Raw genomic sequence first — 21,270 nt, 5'->3', positions numbered from 1 at the left:
CGTGACGCCTGGCGGTTCAAGGGCCGCAGCGCGCTGGTGCTCGCCATGATCGCTCTGCCGATCGTGGGGGTGAGCGCCGCCGACATCACCACTCGCAGCTCGGAGCTGACGGCGGAGCAGCAGGTGACGAGGGACATCGGAGCCGCCGACGCCCGGCTGGAGGGCACGGGGAACGGCAACACGCCGATCTACCAGGGTCTGAGCGACCACGAATACGCATCGGTGGACGAAGACGCCCCCTATACGTCCGCGCCCACGGACATCAGCCGGGCCTTCCCGGCCGGGGCGCGGACGCTCACCGACACGACCGGCCCGGCCAAGTCCCGTACGGAGCACGGGCTGCTGGACGTCGATGTGCGCGAGCTGAAGGCCGCCGACCCGATGGCGGCCGGGATCATGACGCTCAAGAGCGGGCACTTCCCGGCGAAGGCGGGGGAGCTGGCCGCGTCGACCGCGTTCCTGGAGCAGAGCGGGCTGAAGGTCGGCTCGGAGGTCGAATTCCGGGACTTCGGGCAGAAGTACACGATCAGCGGGGCCTACGAACTGCCCGACGAGCTGGACAGTGTGCAGCTCAACGCGCTGCCGGGGGCCTTTCTGAAGCCGTACGCCCAGGCGCTGACGGCCAAGGGCCTGTCGGTGGGCGACGCCGACACCGAGTACCTGGTCGGTGTCGGAGGTGGTCATGGTTTCACGTGGAACATGGTGAAGCAGGCCAACGCCAAGGGCGTCTACGTCACTTCGCGGGCCGTCGCCATCGACCCGCCCCGCGAGGACGAAGTACCGCTCTACACGAAGCAGGACGGCTACCGGATGGGCGGGTCCGGCGGCTTCGCCGGGCACACCGCGGAGCTCACCGCGCTGGCGACCGTCGTCGGTCTGGCCATGCTGGAGATCTGCCTGCTGGCCGGCCCCGCCTTCGCCGTGGGCGCCCGGCGTTCGCGCCGGCAGCTCGGCCTGGTCGGTGCCAACGGTGGCGACCGGCGGCACATCCGGGCGATCGTGCTGGCCGGCGGCGGGGTCATCGGGGCGGTGGCGGCGGTCGTCGGGACCGTGCTGGGGCTCGGGCTGAGCGTGGCGCTGCGGCCGCTGCTGGAGGACTACGCGGGCAAGCGCTTCGGCGGCATCGAGCTGCGGCCGCTGGAACTGACCGGCATCGCACTGCTGGCCCTGGTCACCGGACTGCTGGCGGCGGTCGTGCCCGCCGTGGTCGCCTCCCGGGAGAGCGTGCTGGCCTCGCTCACCGGCCGTCGCGGAGTGCGCCGGGCCAACCGAGTGCTGCCGGTGTTCGGGGCGGCGGCGGTCTGCCTGGGCGCGGGAATCGTGATCTTCGGTGCGGCCGACAGTGACAACACCCTCGCGGTGGGCGGCGGTTCGGCCATCGCCGAACTGGGCGTGGTGGCGCTGACCCCCACCCTGGTCGGCCTCTTCGGACGGCTCGGCCGCTGGCTGCCGCTGTCCCCCCGGCTCGCGCTGCGGGACGCCGTACGCAACCGCGGCCGTACGGCTCCGGCGGTGGCCGCGGTGCTGGCCGCCGTCGCGGGCACGGTCGCGATCGCCACGTACATGGCCAGTTACGACCAGCAGAGCAGGGACGGCTATGTCGCGGCCCTGCCGAGCGGCGCGGTCAGCCTGACCGTCGACACCGCGGGCAGCCGGGAGCTGGGCGGAGTGAAGGCGGCGGTGGAGAAGAACTTCCCCACGTCCGGGGTCGCCGATGTCAGCCGGATAGTGGTGGGCGAGAAGACCTGCGACGTGTGGCAGAGCGACAAGGGCTGCGGCACCTCGCAGCTGGTCACGCCCAAGGCCAACGAGTGCGCGCTGAACCGGGAGGACAGCGACGATCTGAGCGCTGCCCAGCGGCGCAAGTGGGTCAAGGACTGGCGCTGCGCCCAGAACCGGGGGCCGGCCTCCTTCGACACGGAGACCGGCATCCTGATCGGCGGCGCCGGCATCCTCACCGGGCTCGGCATCCATGACCCGGCCGCCGAGAAGGCACTCGCCGACGGCAGGGCCGTGGTCTTCGACAAGCGGCAGGTCGGCGGGGACGGCCGGATCACGCTCGCGCTGATCCAGGACAACTCCGGCACCGACACGGACCTCGCCACAGCCCCGCACCGGACCTTCGCCGCGTATCAGCCCAAGGCCGGGACCAACGCCTACGGCCTGACCGCTGTCCTCCCGCCGGCCGCCGCGAAGGCCGCCGGGCTGCGGACCGTCCCGTACGGGCTGCTGGTCAGCACGGTCAGGACGCCCGGCAGCGAGGAGCGGCAGGCGCTCGACGGGGCGCTGGACAAGCTGGGCGTGCAGGCCGACATCCATGTCGAGGAGGGCTACGTCAGCGAGAACAGCGTCACCATGCTGGCCCTCGCCATCTTCGCCGGGCTGATCACGGTCGGCGCCGCCGGCATCGCCACGGGGCTCGCCCAGGCGGACGCCGAGCCGGATCTGCGGACGCTGGCGGCGGTGGGCGCGGCTCCGCGCGTACGGCGCACGCTCTCGGGCTTCCAGTGCGGTGTGGTGGCCGCGATGGGCGTGCTGCTCGGCTCCGCGGCCGGCGTCCTGCCGGCGGTGGGGCTGCGGAAGGCCGAGGCACGGCAGGAGTGGAAGTACTACCGCCAGTCCCTCACGGAGGGTTGGATGGGCATGGACCTGCCGCATGTGCCGATCGTGGTGCCGTGGGGGACGCTGGCGGCACTGATCGTGGTCGTACCGCTGGGGGCGGCGCTGCTTGCCGCGCTGGTGACGCGGTCCCGGCCGGGGCTCGCGCGGCGGGCGGCGGACTAGGGCCTGTCCGGCGGATCTCCGTGGCGTCGCGTGCCCTGGCACCAGCGCTCGCGGCGTTGCCGAAACGCCCACAGGAAACCACCCTGTGGGCGCTCCGGCGCCTTGCGATCACAGGCGCCAGACCCCGCTCCTTATCCCACGGAGATCCGCCGGACAGACCCTGGACGCGTGGGGGCGGCTGCGCCCGCAGCCGCCCCCACGCGTCAGGGAGTGCTCGAAGTCGGTAACAATGGCAGCATGGAGATGCCGATGAACGAACGGTCGCAGGAGAGCCCGCAAGTCCTGGTCGTCGGCCCGGACGGGATGGCCCTCGGCGGAGATTCGCAGCGCGAGGTTCCCGTGACGGAGATGGTTGAACAGCCGGCCAAGGTCATGCGGATCGGCAGCATGATCAAGCAGCTCCTGGAGGAGGTCCGGGCGGCGCCTCTCGACGAGGCCAGCCGGGTGCGGCTCAAGGAGATCCACCGCAGCTCGGTGAAGGAGCTGGAGGACGGGCTCGCGCCGGAGCTGGTGGAGGAACTGGAGCGGCTCTCCCTCCCGTTCACCGACGAGACCATCCCCACGGAGGCCGAACTGCGCATCGCGCAGGCGCAGTTGGTGGGCTGGCTGGAGGGCCTCTTCCACGGCATCCAGACCGCCCTGTTCGCCCAGCAGATGGCCGCCCGCGCCCAGTTGGAGCAGATGCGCCGCGCACTGCCCCCGGGAGCCGGCGGTCACGAGGAGCTGGAAGACGAGGCCGGTGCTCACCAGGGCGCCCGGTCGGGGCCGTATCTGTAGGACTGCCTCAGGGCCGGACGGGCTGGATTCTCAGCCCGTCCGGCCCGTGGAGACCCAGATGGTGACCGTGTCGTTCTCCGGGTCGAGGTCGCTGATGGCGTCGGGTTTCTGCTGGACCACCGCGCCCTTGCCGAAGGTCGTCTCGTCCAGGTACTTGACCGTGTAGTTCCAGCCGGCCTCGTCCATGCAGGACTTCACCGAGTCGACGTACTTGGCGTAGAAGTCCGGCATCAGTACGTCGCCCTCGGTCAGGTAGCTGCCCGTGGCGTCCGTGCACTGTGCGGCGTCGATCGTGCTGGTCCGGTCGGCCTGGGTGACGTCCGCCTCCGATGTGGCGGCGACGGTGGTCGCGGTGCTGTCGCCGGAGGCGTTGCTGCCGTCGTCGGTGCTGCTGCCCATGTGCGCGAGCAGGATGAGAACCACGATGACCGCGATCACGGCGACCACCGCGCCGAGGGCGAGCACCACGGTGGAGCCCCCGCCGCCGCGGTTGCGCTGCGGCGGCATCGGTGCGGTCGGCCGCATGGCGTAGGGCGGCGGGGTCTGCTGGTGGGGGTAGGCGTACGCGGGGCCCGGGGGCGGGGTGTGGGCCGGGGCGGCGCCCCAGCGCTGGGGCGGCAGGGGCTGGGGAGTCGCGTAGGGCGGCGGGGTCTGTGGTGCCTGTGGTGCCTGTGGTGCTTGCGGCGCCCGCTGGGGCAGGGGTGGTACCGGAGGTGCCTGCGGTGCCTGGTACGGCTGTTGCACCTGCGGCGGCGGGGTGTGCAGATCGCCCTGCACGGACGGGAAGACCGCCGACGAGGCGCCCTGACCCCGACCCCGTGCGCGCGGCCCCTCGCCGATGATCAGCGGAGTGGCCGGGCCGCCCCCGGCCTGGGCCTGCTCGCCGCGGACCACCCGGTCGGACTCGTCGCGCATCGCGTCGGCGGAGGGGAAGCGTTCCGCCGGGTTCTTCCGCAGCGCCCGCGCGACCAGCGCGTCCACCGCGGGCAGCACCGCCCGGTTGAACTGCGACGGTGAGGGCGGGGCCTCCTGGACATGCTGGTAGGCGATCGACAGCGGCGAGTCCCCGTCGAAGGGCAGCCGGCCGGTCAGCAGCTCGAAGAGCAGGCAACCCACCGAATACAGGTCGGAACGCTCGTCCACGCCCCGCCCCAGCGCCTGTTCCGGCGACAGGTACTGCGGGGTGCCGACCACCATCCCGGTCTGCGTCATCGACGTGACGCCGGACTGCATGGCCCGCGCGATGCCGAAGTCCATGACCTTGACCACGCCGCGCTTGGTGAGCATGACGTTGCCCGGCTTGATGTCCCGGTGCACCAGGCCCACGCTGTGGCTCTCCGAGAGCGCCGCCAGCACGTCGCCGCAGATCTTGAGGGCCTTCTCGGCGGGCATCGCGCCGAACTGCGCGACATCCTCGTCGAGCACCGCGCGCAGCGGCTTCCCCTCGACGTACTCCATGACGATGTACGGCACCATCGCACCGTCGATCGTGTCCTCGCCCGAGTCGAAGACCGAGACGATGTTGGTGTGGTTCAGCTTGGCGACGGCCTGGGCCTCGCGCCGGAAGCGCTCGCGGAAGGAGGCCTCCCGGCCGAGCTCGGAGTGCAGCGTCTTGACGGCCACCGGCCGATCGAGCACGGTGTCGTGAGCCAGGTGGACGGCGGCCATGCCGCCCTGGCCGAGCAGGTCGCGCAGCACGTAGCGTCCGCCGCCGACCGAGCGTCCGGCGTAATTCCCCCGCGCGTCTTCCCCGCTCATCAGTGCCGCTTCCCCCTCGGGATCAAGTCCGGTCGCCCAGTCTGCCCTAGGACTTACCGGGGTCAAGTTCGTTGACCTGTTCGTCACCGGATGCGTATGAAAGGGCCGCAAACCCGGTCCGTCACAGCACCGTCACAACGGAACGCGGTAGCGTGGCCAATCAGAGGTGTCGAGAGCGACGGCGAGGACTGATGGCACAGACAACAGCCGCCGGGGGCCCGAACGAGCCCTCCGCAGACGGCCATGGCGTGCCCGGTTCGCACGATTCGCCTGAGCAGTGGGGCGCCAACGGAGTGGTCGGTGACGGCCGCTACCGGCTCACCCACCGCCTCGGGCGCGGCGGCATGGCCGAGGTCTTCGCCGCCGAGGACGTGCGCCTGGGACGCATCGTCGCCGTCAAGCTGCTGCGCTCCGACCTCGCCGAGGACCCGGTCTCCAAGGCCCGCTTCACGCGCGAGGCCCAGTCCGTCGCGGGGCTGAACCACCACGCCGTCGTCGCCGTCTACGACTCCGGCGAGGACCTGGGGCCGTCCGGCGCCGTTCCGTACATCGTGATGGAGCTGGTCGAGGGCCGTACGATCCGCGAGCTGCTGGTCGAGTCCGACGAGCCACCGGTGGTCGAGGAGGCGCTCGTCATCGTCTCCGGCGTGCTGGACGCACTGGCCTACAGCCACCAGCACGGCATCGTCCACCGTGACATCAAGCCGGCCAACGTGATCATGACCCACGCCGGCCAGATCAAGGTCATGGACTTCGGCATCGCCCGGGCGCTGCACGGCGCGTCCACGACGATGACGCAGACCGGCATGGTCATGGGCACGCCGCAGTATCTGTCGCCCGAGCAGGCGCTCGGCAAGACCGTGGACACCCGCTCCGACCTCTACGCCACCGGCTGTCTGCTCTACGAACTGCTCGCGCTGCGGCCGCCCTTCGTCGGTGAGACGCCGCTCGCGGTCGTCTACCAGCACGTCCAGGACGAGGCCCGGCCGCCGTCCACCATCACCGACCGCGTCCCGCCCGAGCTCGACGGGCTCGTCATGCGGGCGCTCGCCAAGCACCCCGACGACCGCTTCCAGACGGCCGAGGAGATGCGCGGCGTCGTCCAGTACGCCCTGGCCATGCTGCGCGAGCAGGGCGGCTACACGGGCACCTGGAGCACCGGCTACGTCGCCCAGCCGGGCCACACCGGGGCCTCCACCCCCGCCATGGGCGTGCCCGGCCAGACCCAGGGCACCCGCCGCCTCCCCGAGCACGCCACCGCCGAATTCGGCGCCCCACTGCTGCTCGGCGCCCCCGGCGACACGATGCCGCCTGGCAGCGGCCCCGGCGGCGGTTACGGCGGGGGCGGACGCGGGGGCAACCGCTGGGTCAAGCCCGTGCTCTTCCTGCTGGCGGCCGCGCTGGCCGTCTCGCTCGGCGTCTACTTCGCGATTGCCAACACGGGCAATTCCGACAAGGACAACCCCGTCACCCCGACCCAGTCCCAGACCACGCAGGCGCAGACCACGGAGCCGTCGAACGAGGACACGTCCACCAGCTCGGACGACTCGGCCAGCCCCTCCTACTCGTACCAGCCGACGCAGTCCGCGACGCCCTCCGTGACACCTTCCGCCACGCCGAGCGCCTCGGCGACGCAGTCCGCGTCGCCCTCCGCCTCGGCGAGCGCGTCGGCGTCGCAGAGTTCGCCGGCGGCGAGCGCCTCCGCCTCCGGCGAGACGGACGCGGGTGCCGACGGCGACGGGGGTGGGGGTAGCGCGGGTGCGGCCGCCGCGGGGCTCACCCTGGGCACGAACGGCGGCTGAGCCGTCGCGGGGCCCGGGGCCCTCAGTCCGTGAACGCGTCCCTCACCGCTTCGTACGCCCCGGTCCACCACACCGCCAGTGCCGACGACGCCGGGAAGAGCGGATCCGCGCGGCGGTCGCGGCGCTGGTAGCGCCAGCGCAGCATCCAGAAGTCGTTGAGGCGTTCCCACCAGACGCGGTGGACGGCGGCGGCGAGTTCGTCGGGGGGCGCGTCGGCGGCCTGGCGGTAGGCGCGGGCGTAGGCGGCGGTCTTGGCCAGGTCGAGGGTGCCGGAGGGCTGGACGAAGAAGATCGCGGCGGCGCGGACGGCTTCCTCGGCACGGGGCTGGACGCCGAGGCGGTCCCAGTCGATGATCGCGACGGGTTCGTCCTCGCGGTAGAGCAGGTTGAGCGGATGGAAGTCACCGTGGACCCAGCCGGTGACGGCCTCGCGGGCGTCCGGGGGGCGGCGGTGCGCGTGCCGTTCGAGCAGGGCCCGGCGCTCCAGGAGGCGGTGCTCGGCCAGCTCGTCGAAGGTCTCGCGGGGGCGGTGCCCGCGCACCTGCTCCAGGAGCTCGTCGATCAGCTCGAAGGTCCGCGCGGGGTCGGCGCTCGCGTGGTGCGGCCGGCCTTCGGCGGGCGGCGGCTGCGGCGGCTGGACCTGTTCCAGGCGGGTGTGCACGAGCCCCAGCAGCGCCCCCAGCCGGCGCGACTGCCCGGTGGTCAGCTCGGCGCCGTCGCGGTGCCGGCCGTCCACCCACGGGTACAGCGCGAAGCAGCGGCCCCCGAGGACGGTGACCGTGCCGCCGTCGGCGTCGGGCAGCGGCGGGGCGACAGGCAGGCCGAGCTCGTCCAGGCGCTGGGTCGCACGGTGCTGGCGGGCGATGACGGTGCGGTCGGCGGTCGCGCTGTCCACGTAGAGCTTGAGGAAGAACCGGCCCCGGGTGGTGGCGAGGCGGTAGCCGCGGTTGAGCAGACCCTCGGCGACGGGCTCACACGACAGCGGCGAGCCGGCGTTCTCGTATCGGCGCAGCAGCGCGTGCAGCGTCTCGCCGGTTGGCGGCGCCGTCGCCGTACTCCCGATCACCAGGCTGATGCTAGATCACTGCGGCAGGCCCGATACCCGATACGACGTCGCATAGCCCGGTTCGATGCGTAGGTACACCGGTTCGAACGGCACCCCGTCGGCGGCGGCCGGCTGCTCGCCGAAACGCTCGCGCTGCGCCCGGCTCGGGATCATCGCGTACGCGGTGCCGGTGAGCTGGACGACCCATGCCTCCGGCTGTCCGCTGGCGGTGTTGTCGGCCACGTACGCCACGACGGCGCCGTCGGCGGAGCGGTGGATGTCCCAGCCCTTGTGCGTACGCAGGATCAGGTGGCCGTCGGGGGTCACGATGTGCCGGGTCACCGCCATGTGCGGGAGCGCCTCGCGGGTCAGGGCGAGGCGGCCGTACGGGACGGCGGCCAGGAGGGCGAGGGCGGCCTCGTGCTCCGCACGGGGTGTGGACATGCGTTCACTTTGCGGGGTCGGAGCGCTTGCGGGACAGGGGCTCCGGCCCTCTTGGGGTGGGCCATAGGTCCTGTCAGTGACCACGCTCCGCCTGTGCGCGCGCCACGTACGCCGCCGCCTGGGTGCGGCGTTCCATGCCGAGCTTGGCCAGGAGCGAGGAGACGTAGTTCTTGACGGTCTTCTCGGCGAGGTGGAGGCGCTCGCCGATCTGGCGGTTGGTGAGGCCTTCGCCGATGAGGTCGAGGATGCGGCCCTCCTGGTCGGTGAGGCCGGGGGTGGTGGGGGTGGGTTCGGAGGCGGCGCGCAGGCGTTCCAGGACCCGGGCGGTGGCGACGGGGTCGAGGAGGGAGCGGCCGGCGGCGACGTCGCGGACGGCGCCGATGAGGTCGCTGGCGCGGATGTCCTTGAGGACGTAGCCGGCGGCTCCGGCCATGATGGCGTCGAAGAGCGCCTCGTCGTCGGCGTAGGAGGTGAGCATGAGGCACCGGGCCGACGGGAGCCGCGCGCGGATCTCGCGGCAGACCTCGACGCCGCTGCCGTCGGGGAGGCGTACATCCAGGACGGCGACGTCGGGGTGGGCGGCCGGGAAGCGGGCCAGGGCCTCGGCGGCGGAGCCGGCCTCGCCGACGACGGTGATGTCGGGCTCGGAGGACAGCAGCTCGTGGACACCGCGGCGGACGACTTCGTGGTCGTCCAGTAGGAAAACCCTGATTTCATTGTTTGTGCCGTTTTTTACGTTTTCGCTCACGACTTCAGCGTCGCACAGGATTGGATCTCCCGGCCCCTTACGCAGATTCCGTCCTCGGGATACCGTGCCGTTGTCCCGGCTACCCACGGCTGGCCTGCGAGAACACCAATTTACTAGGAAATCCAAGCAAAACCGCAGGTAGGACACCCTTCGCACATATGTGGAAGGTGTGGGTAACGTTCGTTTTGCAAGGCTGACAGCCGGGGCACAATCAAGTCACTCCCGGCCCGGCCGAGCCGCACACACCCCGTGCGCCGTGTCGAGGCGGGTAGGAGCCGCACTGGCCACCGGCGGATCCCGGGGGCCGGACAGACGGAGGAGCGAAGCGTGAGCGTGAAGAGCACTGCCGCGAAGCCCCGTACGCCCCGTACGGGCACGGGCACGCGCGGCGGCGTGAAGCGCCGAGGCAGCAGTGACGAGCCGGAGCTCGTACAGTTGCTGACCCCCGAGGGCGAGCGCGTACAGCACAGTGAGTACTCCATCGACCTGAGCCCCGACGAGCTGCGCGGCCTGTACCGCGACATGGTGCTGACGCGCCGGTTCGACGCCGAGGCGACCTCGCTGCAGAGGCAGGGGGAGCTCGGGCTGTGGGCGTCACTGCTCGGCCAGGAGGCCGCCCAGATCGGCTCGGGACGGGCCACCCGCCCCGACGACTACGTGTTCCCCACGTACCGCGAGCACGGCGTCGCCTGGTGCCGGGGCGTGGACCCGGCCAATCTGCTGGGGATGTTCCGGGGGGTCAACCACGGAGGCTGGGACCCCAACGAGAACAACTTCCACCTCTACACGATCGTGATCGGCTCGCAGACGCTGCACGCGACCGGCTACGCGATGGGCTGCGCCAAGGACGGCACGGACTCCGCCGTCATCGCCTACTTCGGCGACGGGGCCAGCAGCCAGGGCGATGTCGCCGAGGCCTTCACCTTCGCCGCCGTCTACAACGCGCCGGTCGTGTTCTTCTGCCAGAACAACCAGTGGGCGATCTCCGAGCCCACCGAGAAGCAGTCCCGCGTCCCGATCTACCGCCGCTCCGAGGGCTACGGCTTCCCGGGCGTCCGGGTGGACGGCAATGACGTACTGGCGGTGCTCGCCGTCACCAAGGCCGCCCTGGAGCACGCCCGCTCCGGCCAGGGCCCGATGCTGGTGGAAGCTTTCACCTACCGCATGGGCGCGCACACCACCTCCGACGACCCCACCCGCTACCGCCTCGACGAGGAGCGGGAGCAGTGGGAGGTCAAGGACCCGATCATCCGGCTGAAGACCTACCTGGAGAAGGAGGGCTTCGCCGACGCCGCCTGGCTCGCGGAGATCGAGGCGGAGAGCGAGGCCCTGGGCAAGCGGGTCCGCGAGGCCGTACGGACCATGCCGGACCCGGACACCATGGCGATCTTCGAGAACGTCTACGCCGACGGGCACGCGCTCGTCGACGAGGAGCGGGCGCAGTTCGCCGAGTACCTCGCCGGCTTCGAGGGGGGTCACTGACATGGCTGACATGGCAACGATGACCATCGCCAAGGCCCTCAACGAGGCCCTGCGCAAGGCCCTGGAGACCGACCCCAAGGTGCTCCTCATGGGTGAGGACATCGGAAAGCTCGGCGGCGTCTTCCGGATCACCGACGGGCTGCAGAAGGACTTCGGCGAGGGCCGGGTCATCGACACCCCGCTCGCCGAGTCCGGCATCGTCGGCACCGCCATCGGGCTCGCCCTGCGCGGCTACCGGCCGGTCGTGGAGATCCAGTTCGACGGCTTCGTCTTCCCGGCCTACGACCAGATCGTCACCCAGCTCGCCAAGATGCACGCCCGCGCGCTCGGCAAGATCAAGCTGCCGGTCGTCATCCGGATCCCCTACGCGGGCGGCATCGGGGCCGTGGAGCACCACTCCGAGTCTCCCGAGGCCCTCTTCGCGCACATCGCGGGCCTGAAGGTGGTGTCCCCGGCGACCCCGCAGGACGCCTACTGGATGCTGCAGCAGGCCATCGACTGCGACGACCCGGTGATCTTCTTCGAGCCCAAGCGGCGCTACTGGGACAAGGGCGAGGTGGCAGTGGACGCCATCCCGCACCCGCTGCACGCCGCCCGTACGGTCCGCGAGGGCACCGACCTCACGCTCGTCGCCTACGGGCCCATGGTGAAGGTCTGCCTGGAAGCCGCCGCTGCCGCCGCCGAGGAGGGACGTAGCCTGGAGGTGGTGGACCTGCGGTCACTGTCGCCGGTGGACTTCGACACCCTCCAGGCCTCGGTCGAGCGGACCGGGCGGCTGGTGGTGGTGCACGAGGCGCCGGTGTTCGTGGGAATGGGCGCGGAGATCGCGGCCCGGATCACCGAGCGGTGCTTCTACCTGCTTCAGGCCCCGGTGCTGCGCGTGGGCGGTTTCCACGCGCCGTATCCGCCGGCCCGGCTGGAGGAGGAGTACCTGCCCGGTCTGGACCGTGTGCTCGACGCCGTCGACCGCGCGCTGGCGTACTGAGGGAGAGGGTCGTGACAACTGTGACCGCACAGCGCTTCCGTGAGTTCAGGATGCCCGACGTGGGCGAAGGGCTCACCGAGGCCGAGATCCTCAAGTGGTACGTCAAGCCCGGCGACACCGTCACCGACGGCCAGGTCGTGTGCGAGGTCGAGACCGCGAAGGCGGCCGTCGAGCTGCCGATCCCCTTCGACGGCGTCGTGCACGAACTGCACTTCGGCGAGGGCGAGACGGTGGACGTCGGCTCGGTGATCATCGCCGTCGACACGGAGCCCGGTTCCCCGGAGGCGTCGGAGCCGGTCGTGGCTTCCGAGCCCGCGCCTGCGCCCGAGCCGGTCAAGGCCCCCGAGCCCGAGGCGCCCGCTCCCAAGCGGCAGCCGGTGCTCGTCGGCTACGGCGTCGCCACGTCCTCGACGAAGCGCCGCCCGCGCAGGACGCCTCCGGTCGTACCGGCGCAGTCCGCCCAGCCCGCGCCCGACCTCAACGGTCACGGCGTCGTGCACCCGCTCGCCAAGCCGCCCGTGCGCAAGCTTGCCAAGGACCTGGGCGTGGACCTGGCCACGGTCACCCCGACCGGGCCCGGCGGCGTCGTCACCCGCGAGGACGTCCAGGCGGCCGTCGCCGTCGCCGTCGTAACGCCGCCTGCGCAGGAAGCGCCCGCCCCCGCCTCCGTTCCGGCTTCGCTGGAGACCCGGGTGCCCATCAAGGGCGTACGCAAGGCCACCGCCGCCGCGATGGTGTCCAGCGCCTTCACGGCGCCGCACGTCACGGAGTTCGTGACCTTCGACATCACGCGCACGATGCGTCTGGTCTCCGAGCTGAAGACCGATCCGGCCTTCGCCGGTCTCAAGGTCAGCCCGCTGCTCGTGGTCGCCAAGGCCCTGCTCGTCGCGATCCGCCGCAACCCGGAGGTCAACGCCGCCTGGGACGAGGACCGCCAGGAGATCGTCCACAAGGGCTACGTCAACCTGGGTATCGCCGCCGCCACCCCGCGCGGCCTCATCGTCCCCAACATCAAGGACGCCCACGCCAAGACCCTCCCCGAGCTCGCCGCCGCCCTCGGCGACCTCGTCGCCACCGCCCGCGACGGGCGCACCGCGCCCGCCGACATGCAGGGCGGCACCGTCACCATCACCAACGTCGGCGTCTTCGGCATCGACACCGGCACGCCGATCCTCAATCCCGGCGAGTCCGCGATCCTCGCCTTCGGCGCGGTCAAGGAACAGCCCTGGGTCCACAAGGGCAGGGTCCGAGTCCGCCAGGTCACCACGCTCGCGCTGTCCTTCGACCACCGGCTCGTCGACGGCGAACTGGGATCCAAGGTCCTGGGCGACACGGCGGCCATCCTCGAATACCCGAAGCGGCTGATGACCTGGGCCTAGCGCGCCGATGCCGTGTGCGGGGCCCGGACGCGTACGTACGTCCGGGCCTCGCGCTATGCGTGGCTCCGCCATCCCGTGGGTGATTCGTGCGGTCATGTACGGAGAAACCCTTCGGGAGGTATCGCCGTGGCCGTATCCATCTCCGTGGTCCTGCTGCTCGTGGTCCTGGCCCTCGTGCTGCTTCGCAGCAAGGCCCTCAAGTTCTCCCACGCGCTGCTCTGCTCGCTGCTCGGCTTCTGCCTGGCCGGCACCAGCCTCGCGCCCACCATCCAGTCGGGCCTCATCGCCACCGCCGATGTGGTCGGTAGTCTGCATCCCTGACCTGAGGTTGACCCTCGACCTGGTCGAGCCCCCACAGTCCTCGGTGTGGAGAGCGACATGCGCAGCATCGGTGAGATGGCCCGGGACAGCGGGTTGTCCGTCAGCGCGCTGCGGTTCTACGACGGGGCCGGCGTGCTGGCCCCTGCCTGGACGGACCCGCAGACCGGGTATCGGTGGTACGACGACGGCCAGGTGGGCGATGCCCGGCTGGTCGCGCGACTGCGCCGGGTGGGGATGCCGCTGCCGGAGATCCGGCGGGTGCTCGACGAACGGGATGGCCGGCTGCTCGACGCGCATCTGCGGCGTCTTGAGGTCGGACTGGCCGATGCGCGGCGTGAGCTCTCCTCCGTACGAGCCCTACTCGAACCGGAGGACATGACAATGACCCGACTGAAGGTTCCCGCACCGGAACTGGCGTCCGCGCTGGACGCGGTGCGGTTCGCCGCGAGCAGTGATCCGGAGCGGCCGTCGTTGTGCGGTGTGCTGTTCGACGTGGAGGACGGTGTGCTGACGCTGGTCGCCACGGACCGCTACCGGCTCGCGGTGTCGCGGGTGTCGGTGATGGAGCCGGATGCGGCGGTGCGCGTGAGCGTCATCGTGCCGGTGCCGCTCGTGGACGAGATCCGGGCTCTCGCCGATGCCGGTGACGTCGAGCTGGCCTTTGACGGCAAGGACGTTGCCGCCACCGCGGCGGGGCGTCGGGTGGCGGGCGAGCGGCTGGACCACGACTTCCCGGACTACCGGCAACTGCTGCGGGTGGAGACCACGCACCGGGTCACCGTCCGGACGGCGGAGCTGCGCGAGAGGGTGGCCGCCGGGCCGGAGGTGAGCGTGCTGGATCTGGTGCCCGAGCTGCGGGTGGCCGTGAACAGGGAGTTCCTGCTCGATGCGCTCACGGCGGCGGACGGGGGGCAGCTCGTGCTGGAACTGGGCGGCCCCATCGCCCCGCTGGCGATCCGTTCGCCGGACCGGGAGGGCACGATGTCGTTGCTGATGCCCATCCGCCGCTAGGGCGGTGGCCGGGTACGTTCGCCGGGTTGCGCAGCCCGCCGGCTGCGCTTTGTCCTCAATCGCCGGACGGGCTGAGTTCAGCCCGTCCGGCGATTGAGGACAGAACCGGGCCCCCGAACTAGCGTGCTCCCACTGTGAAGCCGCTGTGAAGGTGGGCCTATGATTCGCCTCATTGACCTCGCTGGTGAGTAGCAGTAACACCGGCAACAGCAGTTCCGTGGGGGAAATCGTATGAAACTCAAGACTGCCGCGCTGGCCTGCGCGTCGACGGCCGCGATGCTGATAGCCGGGCTGGCCCCGGCCGCGTCGGCGCTGCCCGTTGCGGTCGCGCCGACGCTGCTGGAGGCCGGCAGTGTGCAGGACGACAACGGCGTACTGGCCGTGTCGGCCACGTCGGACAGCGCCATCACGCAGATCACGGCGCACTTCTTCCCGCAGTCGGACGACGACACCGCGTCCGAGGCCGGGGAGACGCAGGACTTCACGCTGCACTCGGGGACGGCCGACAGTGGCGTCTGGTACACCTCGCAGCCGGTGCAGCTGGCGGAGCTGGGCGACTACCGGACCGTGATCGAGCTGACGGACGCGGACGGGGACCGCACGGAGGCGGCGGGGAGCGTGCTCGACTACAACTACACGGCCCTCTTCCAGTCGTTCACGGCCACCCCGGCCGCGCCGGACTACTTCCACCAGGAGGTGACGGTCGGCGGGCGCCTGGTCGTACGGCACCCGGGGACCCGGGCGCTGTACCCGAGGCAGGGGGTCCCGGTGCAGCTGCTCGGGCTGGACGAATCGGGTGCGGCGACGACCGCGACGACGGACGCGGACGGCCGCTTCAAGCAGGTCTTCGTGCCCCGGCACGACGGCGGGGTGTCCGCGTACATCACGGGCGCCCAGACGGGGTCGCCGGTGCGGATCACGATCGCGCAGTCCGCGACTCGCGTGACGCTGGACGCGAAGGACGTCGACATCAAGCCCGGCCAGTCCGCGAAGATCAGCGGCAAGGCCGAGGTCCAGGCCGCCGGGGGCGTGTGGAAGCCGCTCGCCGGGCAGACGGTCACGCTGGATCCGCAGGGTTCGGGCGACGCCTCGACGACCGCCGTGACCGGAGCGGACGGCCGCTTCACCGGGACGGCGGCCCCGCAGAGCAGCAAGGCCGTGAACGTCACGGTGGGCAGCGACTACGAGGGTTTCCTGGCCGCGAGCGCGGTGCAGGTCGCGCGGGTGCATGTGGCCGCCACGACCTCGATCACCGGCTTCACGGCCTCCCTCGACCAGCTCTCGCAGCTGACCGTCGGCGGGACGCTCGAGACCGGCGACCGGCAGCCCGACTCCTCGAAGGCGGACATCGAGTACTCCAAGGACGGCCGCACCGGCTGGAAGACCGTCAAGACGCTCACGACGGGCGTGGACGCCGACCCGGGCTCCTTCGCGGGCGTGTTCGCGGCGCCGGGCAAGGGCTACTGGCGGGCGCACTACAAGGGCACCCCGGACTTCGGGGCCTCGTACAGCAAGGTCCTGCACGTGGCGCGGACGGCGACCCGGATCACCGGTGCCAACGCCTCCCCGGAGCCGGTGAAGAAGGGCAGGACGATCACCGTCACGGGCAAGCTGCAGCAGCAGCTCGCCTCCGGCGCCTGGAAGGCGTACGGCTCGCAGAAGGTCGCGATCCTGTTCAAGGCCAAGGGCGCCACCACCTGGCAGGTGCTGGGCACGGCGGTCACCAAGGCCGACGGCACGTTCAAGAAGGGCTTCACGGCCAAGAAGGACGGCACGTGGCAGCCGGTGCTGCTCTCCCCGGACAGCGCGCACCTGGTGTCGTACGGCAGTGAGGACTTCGTGGACGTGAAGTGATCCACTGAGAGGCAGCCCCGTCCGTATCGCGGACGGGGCTGTTTCGTGTATGGCACTTGTATCTATGATGTGCTCATCATGGATGCGCCTACGGTCGTCAAGCAGCCCCCCGCCGCCGAGCGGGTCTACACCCACGTCAAGCAGGCGGTCCTGGACCGCCGTTACGAAGGCGGGATCCTGCTCAGCGAGGGCGAGCTCGCCGAGGCCGTGGGGGTGTCGCGTACGCCCGTGCGCGAGGCGCTGCTGCGGCTGGAGGCGGAGGGGCTGCTGAAGCTGTACCCGAAGAAGGGTGCGCTGGTGCTGCCGGTCTCCGCGCAGGAGATCGCCGATGTCGTGGAGACCCGGCTCCTGGTCGAGCGGCATGCCGCGGCCAAGGTGGCACCGGCGGCCCCGCAGTTGGTGGCGCGGTTGGAGGAGCTGCTGGAGGAACAGCAGGGGCACGCGGCGGCCGGGGATCTGGCGGCGTTCGCGGTGGCGGACCGGTGCTTTCACGCGGAGATCGTGCGGGCGGCCGGGAATCGCATCCTGGCGCAGCTCTACGACCAGTTGAGGGACCGTCAGCTGCGGATGGGGGTCGCGACGATGCACGCCGACCCGGGCCGGATCGCCAAGAACATCGCGGAACACACGGAGTTGCTGGGCGCACTGCGGGCCGGGGACACCGGCGCCGCGCTGGCCCTGGTCGAACAGCACGTCAGCTGGGTCAAGTTCATCGTCAGGGGGGAATCCGCGTGACCACCGAGCCGCCCGGCGGACGGCAGGCCGTCGCCGTCTGGTCCATCGGCACGCTCGTCTACATGGTGGCCGTCGTCCACCGCACCAGCCTCGGCGTGGCCGGCATCGACGCCGCCGCCCGCTTCCACATCGGCGCCTCGGCCCTGTCCACCTTCTCCATCCTCCAGGTCCTGGTCTACGCCGGCATGCAGATACCGGTCGGCCTGATGGTGGACCGGCTCGGCACCAAGCGGGTGCTGACCATCGGGATCGTCCTGTTCACCCTCGGCCAGCTCGGCTTCGCGCTCTCCCACTCGTACGGCATGGCGCTGGCCTCCCGCGCGGTGCTGGGGTGCGGCGACGCCATGACCTTCGTCAGCGTGCTGCGGCTGGGCTCGCGCTGGTTCCCGGCCCGGCGCGGTCCGATGATCGCCCAGGGCGCGGCGCTGTTCGGGGTCGCGGGCAACCTCATGAGCACCGTGCTGCTGGCCCGGCTGCTGCACTCGGCCGGGTGGGCGCCGACCTTCGTCGGCACGGCGCTGGGCGGCGCGCTCGTGCTCGTCCTCGTCCTGCTCTTCATGAAGGACCACCCCGAGGGCTTCGAGCCCGCGCCCGCCGAGCACCACGGCCGGGCTTATGTGAAGCGGCAGATCGCGGCGTCCTGGCGGGAGCCGGGGACCCGGCTGGGGATGTGGGTGCACTTCACGACGCAGTTCTCCGGCATGGTGTTCCTGCTGCTGTGGGGCCTGCCGTATCTCGTCGAGGCCCAGGGCATGTCACGGGAGGCGGCCGGCACGATGCTGACGCTGGTCGTGATCGCCAACATGGTCTTCGGGATGCTCTTCGGCCAGGTCATCGGCCGCCACCACGGCGCGCGCATGCCCCTCGCCCTGGGCGTCATCGCCGCCACCGCCGCCATGTGGGCGGTCGTCCTGGCCTGGCCGTCCCCGCACGCCCCCCTGTGGCTGCTGGCGCTGCTCTGCGTCGTCCTGGGGTCCTGCGGTCCGGCCTCGATGATCGGCTTCGACTTCGCCCGCCCGGCCAACCCGCCGGAGCGCTTCGGCACGGCGACCGGCATCGTCAACATCGGCGGCTTCACCGCCTCGATGGCCGCGCTGCTCGCGATCGGCGTGCTGCTGGACGCCACCGGCGACAACTACCGCATCGCGTGGAGCAGCGTCTTCGTGCTCCAGGCGATCGGCGTCTCGCAGATCCTGCGGCTGCGCGGCCGCGCAGCCCGCCTGGAACGGCAGCGGGTCGCGGTCAGCCGCGTGGAGAGCGTTCACGTCCCGGCGAAGGCGTGAACGCTCCTCCGAGCGTCGTCAGAGCGTCGTCAGGGCGTTACGGCGAAGTGGGCGAGGATCTCCTCCGCGAGTGCCTCGTCGCCCTCGACCTTGAACCGGTCCGCGACCGACTGCGGGCGCACCCGCCCGCAGGCCAGCCGTACGAACGTCTCCCAGTCCAGGGTCAGCGTCACCGCCGGGCCGAGCGACACGCTGCCGTCTATCGTGCCGTGTCCCTGGTCGTCGACCCGGACCGTGCGCATGAACTCCACCGGGCCGTGCACATCGATGACCACCGCCGAACCGGGCTTCGCGCCCGCGTCCTTGGCGATCACCTTCGGCATCGCCGCCAGCAGCCAGTCCCGCGCGTAGAGCGCCCCGGGCGAGTCCAGATTCCCCGGCTTGCCCAGCGCGCGGCGCAGGTCCTGCTCGTGCACCCAGACGTCGAACGCCCGCTGCCAGAGCTGGTTCTCCAGGCTCATCTCGCCGAAGACCGGGCTGCGCACGGTCGTTTCCGGGTCGCGCGCCTCGTTCCGCAGCTGGCGGGAGCGGCGGATGATGACGTACTCCAGCTCGGAGGTCATCTCCGGCGCGGTGTGGTGCCGCCGCTTGTCGACCGGCACCTCCATGTAGCGCTTGAACTCGCTGGTGATGTGGCGGAGGTCTATCGGCAGCGTGTGGATCGGGCGCGGGTCTCCGAGGAGCTCGCACTCGATGCCGATGACATGCGACACGACGTCACGCACCGACCAGTACGGGCACTCGGTCGGCCGGTTCCACTCGCCTTCGACGAGCGGGCCCACCAGTTCGGATATGGAGTCTATGGAGTGGGTCCAGGCGTCGATGTACGGCTGGAGCTTGCTGTGGACGGTCACGGGACCCCTCGACGGTCGGGCGCGGTCGTAGTGGTGTGCGCCTAAATTACGCTGCGCAGTGACACCACGGGAGTGCTTTCGTGTGACGATCGTAGGCCTGTATGCATGTCCGGAACCTATGGACGGTGGTACCGTGCGCGTTTCTCTGCTCCAGATCGACGTGGACCCGGCCGAATCGGTCGAAGCCCGGCGCGACCGGGTGGCCGAGCTCGTACGTGCCCAATCCGCCTCTGACCTGGTCGTTCTACCCGAACTGTGGACGGTGGGCGCCTTCGCCTCCGACCTCTTCGCCGCCGAGGCGGAGGCCGCCTCGGTGGATGCCGGCCCCACCGCCGGACTGATGTCGGCCGCCGCGGCCGAGGCGGGCGTCTGGTTGCACGCCGGTTCGATCCCCGAACGCACGGCCGACGGATCGCTCTACAACACCTCCCTTCTGTTCTCCCCCGACGGCCGGCTCCATCGCACCTACCGCAAGATCCACCGCTTCGGCTTCGACCGCGGCGAGGCCGTCCTCATGTCGGCGGGCGAGGAGATCGTCACCGCCGAGCTGCCCGGAGCGGCCGTTCTCGGCCTCGCCACCTGCTACGACCTCCGCTTCCCCGAGCTCTTCCGGCTCCTCGTCGACGCGGGTGCCGGCATTTTCGTCATCCCCGCGGGCTGGCCCGAGCGCCGGCGCGAGCACTGGACGCTGCTCGCCAAGGCCCGGGCCATCGAATCCCAGGCCTATGTCCTGGCCGTCGGCACCGCCGGTACGCACGCCGGCGTCGAGCTGGCCGGGCACAGCATCGCCGTCGACCCCTGGGGCGCGGTCCTCGCCGAGGCCGGGCCGGGCGAGGAAGTGCTCACGGTCGACCTCGACCCGGCGCTCGTCGCCAAGACCCGCGCGGACTTCCCCGTCCTGCGGGACCGGCTGCTGGGCCTGCCGTCCCCGGACCTGGGATCCCGTAGGGCGCAGGGGCTGCCCTAGGGCCTGTCCGGGCGGACAGACCCTAGCTGCCGATCGGGCCGACGTACGTGCCCGGGTGGGTGGCCCCGTCCTGCAGGAGGACCGGGCCCCAGGGCCACGTGAGGGTCGTGGGCGTCGTGTCGTCGGGCAGGATTACCACGGCCGTGGTGGGCTGGAACCTGGTCCCGCTGCCCTTGGTCCACGGCAGGTATGTGATCGTGAACTCTACGGAGACCCCAGGCTCGGCGTCGACCTTCTGCGGGGTCTGGCCGGTGCGCGCCAGCGGCCAGTCGACCGAGCCGCCCTTGAGGTCCAGGCCCGGGAAGCCCTTGAGGGTGCAGGTCTTCTTGGTTTTGTTCGTGATCTCGACGTACGTCTTGGTCTGGCCGGTGGTGCCGGGCTTGGCGTCGTCGCCGGTGGCGAACGCGATCGTCACGTCCGAGGCGCGGCAGCGGCTGCTGCTCGCCGTCGTTGAGGCTGCGTTGTCCGCCGTCGTGGTCGGCGTCGAGGCCGTGGGCGTCGTCGCCGATGACGCAGACGCAGAGGCAGCAGTAGACGCAGACGCCGACGCGGACGGCGAAGCCGACCCGGCCACATTGTCGCTTCCGCCGCCGTCACCGCCGCACGCGGTCAGGGTCAGTGCGGCGGCGGCGGTCAGACCGAGGACGGTGGCAGGCAGGGTGCGGGAACGCATGACGGTAAATCCCCCCGTTGGTGATCTTTGCGTACCCGGCGATTGTAAAGCTTGTTCACAGACGTCCGTGTGACGTCAAAGCCCCAGGAATGTCCCGGCGCTGTCACCGGCCGTCTCACTCACATGTGCGGGTAGTGCCGGGAGCGCTCCTCCATGACCGGCATGGGTTCCACGACCCGCCGCTTCTTGAAGATGCTGACGTACGAGGCCAGTCCGATCATCCCGACCGCCATCATGATCAGGCCCACGAGGTCGAGATTGACTCCGGCCATGTGCCAGTCCACCGCGAAGGTGAGGATCGCCCCCACCGCGAGAAGTCCGATGCAGCCGCCGATGCCCATGATGTCCGCCTCCAACTGGTTGGCTCT

General features: G+C 71.1%; 19 protein-coding genes. 12 read left to right on the top strand and 7 right to left on the bottom strand.

The window, feature by feature from the left end:
* The first annotated feature begins 45 nt into the window (after positions 1–45).
* Both OG607_RS22135 and OG607_RS22130 read left to right on the top strand, forming a co-directional pair.
* Positions 46–2,784: an FtsX-like permease family protein gene (locus OG607_RS22135; protein ID WP_405736960.1), complete on the top strand. Its 2,739-nt coding sequence runs from the start codon at positions 46–48 to the stop codon at positions 2,782–2,784.
* Between the two features lie 237 nt (positions 2,785–3,021).
* Positions 3,022–3,561 carry a bacterial proteasome activator family protein gene (locus tag OG607_RS22130; RefSeq protein ID WP_405726067.1) on the top strand — a complete coding sequence of 180 codons (540 nt, stop codon included), beginning with the start codon at positions 3,022–3,024 and terminating at the stop codon, positions 3,559–3,561.
* Between the two features lie 30 nt (positions 3,562–3,591).
* On the opposite strand, the gene OG607_RS22125 is transcribed toward OG607_RS22130, so the two are convergent.
* The gene (locus OG607_RS22125) at positions 3,592–5,319 is read right to left on the bottom strand and encodes a protein kinase domain-containing protein (protein WP_405726065.1); all 1,728 of its coding nucleotides are present in this window, start codon (positions 5,317–5,319) and stop codon (positions 3,592–3,594) included.
* 191 nt (positions 5,320–5,510) lie between these two features.
* Between OG607_RS22125 and OG607_RS22120 the strand changes: the two genes are divergently transcribed.
* Complete coding sequence (locus OG607_RS22120; RefSeq protein ID WP_405726062.1) at positions 5,511–7,121, top strand: protein kinase domain-containing protein; 1,611 nt, start codon at positions 5,511–5,513, stop codon at positions 7,119–7,121.
* A gap of 22 nt (positions 7,122–7,143) precedes the next feature.
* Here the strand turns inward: OG607_RS22120 and OG607_RS22115 are convergent, their stop codons facing one another.
* The 3 genes from OG607_RS22115 to OG607_RS22105 all read right to left on the bottom strand — a co-directional run bounded on the left by OG607_RS22115 (position 7,144) and on the right by OG607_RS22105 (position 9,358).
* Entirely contained in the window at positions 7,144–8,187 is a 1,044-nt protein-coding gene (locus OG607_RS22115) for a phosphotransferase (protein ID WP_405726059.1), read from the bottom strand.
* Between the two features lie 15 nt (positions 8,188–8,202).
* The gene (locus OG607_RS22110; RefSeq protein WP_405726056.1) at positions 8,203–8,610 is read right to left on the bottom strand and encodes a pyridoxamine 5'-phosphate oxidase family protein; all 408 of its coding nucleotides are present in this window, start codon (positions 8,608–8,610) and stop codon (positions 8,203–8,205) included.
* 73 nt (positions 8,611–8,683) lie between these two features.
* A complete protein-coding gene (locus OG607_RS22105) occupies positions 8,684–9,358 on the bottom strand; it encodes a response regulator (protein ID WP_405726053.1) in 675 nt (224 codons plus the stop codon).
* Positions 9,359–9,685: 327 nt separating this feature from the next.
* On the opposite strand from OG607_RS22105, the gene pdhA reads away from it, so the two are divergent.
* The 8 genes from pdhA (at position 9,686) to OG607_RS22065 (ending at position 18,408) form a co-directional block, all read left to right on the top strand.
* A complete protein-coding gene (gene pdhA, locus OG607_RS22100) occupies positions 9,686–10,840 on the top strand; it encodes a pyruvate dehydrogenase (acetyl-transferring) E1 component subunit alpha (protein ID WP_405726050.1) in 1,155 nt (384 codons plus the stop codon).
* 10 nt (positions 10,841–10,850) lie between these two features.
* Positions 10,851–11,825: an alpha-ketoacid dehydrogenase subunit beta gene (locus OG607_RS22095; RefSeq protein ID WP_405736957.1), complete on the top strand. Its 975-nt coding sequence runs from the start codon at positions 10,851–10,853 to the stop codon at positions 11,823–11,825.
* A 50-nt stretch (positions 11,826–11,875) separates the two neighbouring features.
* Complete coding sequence (locus OG607_RS22090) at positions 11,876–13,204, top strand: dihydrolipoamide acetyltransferase family protein (RefSeq protein WP_405736954.1); 1,329 nt, start codon at positions 11,876–11,878, stop codon at positions 13,202–13,204.
* Between the two features lie 126 nt (positions 13,205–13,330).
* The gene (locus OG607_RS22085; protein ID WP_405726047.1) at positions 13,331–13,525 is read left to right on the top strand and encodes a hypothetical protein; all 195 of its coding nucleotides are present in this window, start codon (positions 13,331–13,333) and stop codon (positions 13,523–13,525) included.
* 57 nt (positions 13,526–13,582) lie between these two features.
* Entirely contained in the window at positions 13,583–14,536 is a 954-nt protein-coding gene (locus OG607_RS22080; RefSeq protein WP_405726044.1) for a MerR family transcriptional regulator, read from the top strand.
* Positions 14,537–14,767: 231 nt separating this feature from the next.
* Complete coding sequence (locus tag OG607_RS22075; protein WP_405726041.1) at positions 14,768–16,390, top strand: hypothetical protein; 1,623 nt, start codon at positions 14,768–14,770, stop codon at positions 16,388–16,390.
* Between the two features lie 78 nt (positions 16,391–16,468).
* The gene (locus OG607_RS22070) at positions 16,469–17,125 is read left to right on the top strand and encodes a GntR family transcriptional regulator (protein WP_405726038.1); all 657 of its coding nucleotides are present in this window, start codon (positions 16,469–16,471) and stop codon (positions 17,123–17,125) included.
* The gene (locus OG607_RS22065; RefSeq protein WP_405726035.1) at positions 17,122–18,408 is read left to right on the top strand and encodes a nitrate/nitrite transporter; all 1,287 of its coding nucleotides are present in this window, start codon (positions 17,122–17,124) and stop codon (positions 18,406–18,408) included. Before OG607_RS22070 ends, OG607_RS22065 begins: the two co-directional genes overlap by 4 nt.
* A 29-nt stretch (positions 18,409–18,437) precedes the next feature.
* On the opposite strand, the gene OG607_RS22060 is transcribed toward OG607_RS22065, so the two are convergent.
* Positions 18,438–19,262, bottom strand: coding sequence for a maleylpyruvate isomerase family mycothiol-dependent enzyme (locus tag OG607_RS22060; protein WP_405726032.1), 825 nt, complete (start codon positions 19,260–19,262; stop codon positions 18,438–18,440).
* A gap of 133 nt (positions 19,263–19,395) precedes the next feature.
* Here OG607_RS22060 and OG607_RS22055 point away from each other — a divergent pair, with 133 nt between their 5' ends.
* Entirely contained in the window at positions 19,396–20,229 is an 834-nt protein-coding gene (locus OG607_RS22055) for a carbon-nitrogen family hydrolase (RefSeq protein ID WP_405726029.1), read from the top strand.
* A gap of 22 nt (positions 20,230–20,251) precedes the next feature.
* Here OG607_RS22055 and OG607_RS22050 read toward each other — a convergent pair whose 3' ends face one another.
* Together OG607_RS22050 and OG607_RS22045 are read right to left on the bottom strand one after the other, a co-directional pair.
* Positions 20,252–20,902 (bottom strand): DUF4232 domain-containing protein, encoded by a 651-nt coding sequence (locus OG607_RS22050; RefSeq protein WP_405726026.1) that lies wholly within the window; start codon positions 20,900–20,902, stop codon positions 20,252–20,254.
* A gap of 119 nt (positions 20,903–21,021) precedes the next feature.
* Positions 21,022–21,243, bottom strand: a complete 222-nt coding sequence (locus OG607_RS22045) for a hypothetical protein (RefSeq protein ID WP_329315280.1) — start codon at positions 21,241–21,243, stop codon at positions 21,022–21,024.
* Between the last annotated feature and the right edge of the window lie 27 nt (positions 21,244–21,270).

The sequence above is a fragment of the Streptomyces sp. NBC_01537 genome, from assembly GCF_045040445.1.
Classification (GTDB): domain Bacteria; phylum Actinomycetota; class Actinomycetes; order Streptomycetales; family Streptomycetaceae; genus Actinacidiphila.
The sequence above is the reverse complement of the archived record's forward strand: the minus strand, read 5'-3'. Positions and strand labels throughout refer to the sequence as shown.

What these genes read in the sequence shown, in the direction of transcription:
- OG607_RS22135 (WP_405736960.1), top strand. Translation starts at nt 46, where the DNA reads ATGATCGCTCTGCCGATCGTGGGGGTGAGCGCCGCCGACATCACCACT.
- OG607_RS22130 (WP_405726067.1), top strand. Translation starts at nt 3,022, where the DNA reads ATGGAGATGCCGATGAACGAACGGTCGCAGGAGAGCCCGCAAGTCCTG.
- OG607_RS22125 (WP_405726065.1), bottom strand. Translation starts at nt 5,319, where the DNA reads ATGAGCGGGGAAGACGCGCGGGGGAATTACGCCGGACGCTCGGTCGGC.
- OG607_RS22120 (WP_405726062.1), top strand. Translation starts at nt 5,511, where the DNA reads ATGGCACAGACAACAGCCGCCGGGGGCCCGAACGAGCCCTCCGCAGAC.
- OG607_RS22110 (WP_405726056.1), bottom strand. Translation starts at nt 8,610, where the DNA reads ATGTCCACACCCCGTGCGGAGCACGAGGCCGCCCTCGCCCTCCTGGCC.
- OG607_RS22095 (WP_405736957.1), top strand. Translation starts at nt 10,851, where the DNA reads ATGGCAACGATGACCATCGCCAAGGCCCTCAACGAGGCCCTGCGCAAG.
- OG607_RS22090 (WP_405736954.1), top strand. Translation starts at nt 11,876, where the DNA reads ATGCCCGACGTGGGCGAAGGGCTCACCGAGGCCGAGATCCTCAAGTGG.
- OG607_RS22080 (WP_405726044.1), top strand. Translation starts at nt 13,583, where the DNA reads ATGCGCAGCATCGGTGAGATGGCCCGGGACAGCGGGTTGTCCGTCAGC.
- OG607_RS22075 (WP_405726041.1), top strand. Translation starts at nt 14,768, where the DNA reads ATGAAACTCAAGACTGCCGCGCTGGCCTGCGCGTCGACGGCCGCGATG.
- OG607_RS22070 (WP_405726038.1), top strand. Translation starts at nt 16,469, where the DNA reads ATGGATGCGCCTACGGTCGTCAAGCAGCCCCCCGCCGCCGAGCGGGTC.
- OG607_RS22050 (WP_405726026.1), bottom strand. Translation starts at nt 20,902, where the DNA reads ATGCGTTCCCGCACCCTGCCTGCCACCGTCCTCGGTCTGACCGCCGCC.
- OG607_RS22045 (WP_329315280.1), bottom strand. Translation starts at nt 21,243, where the DNA reads ATGGGCATCGGCGGCTGCATCGGACTTCTCGCGGTGGGGGCGATCCTC.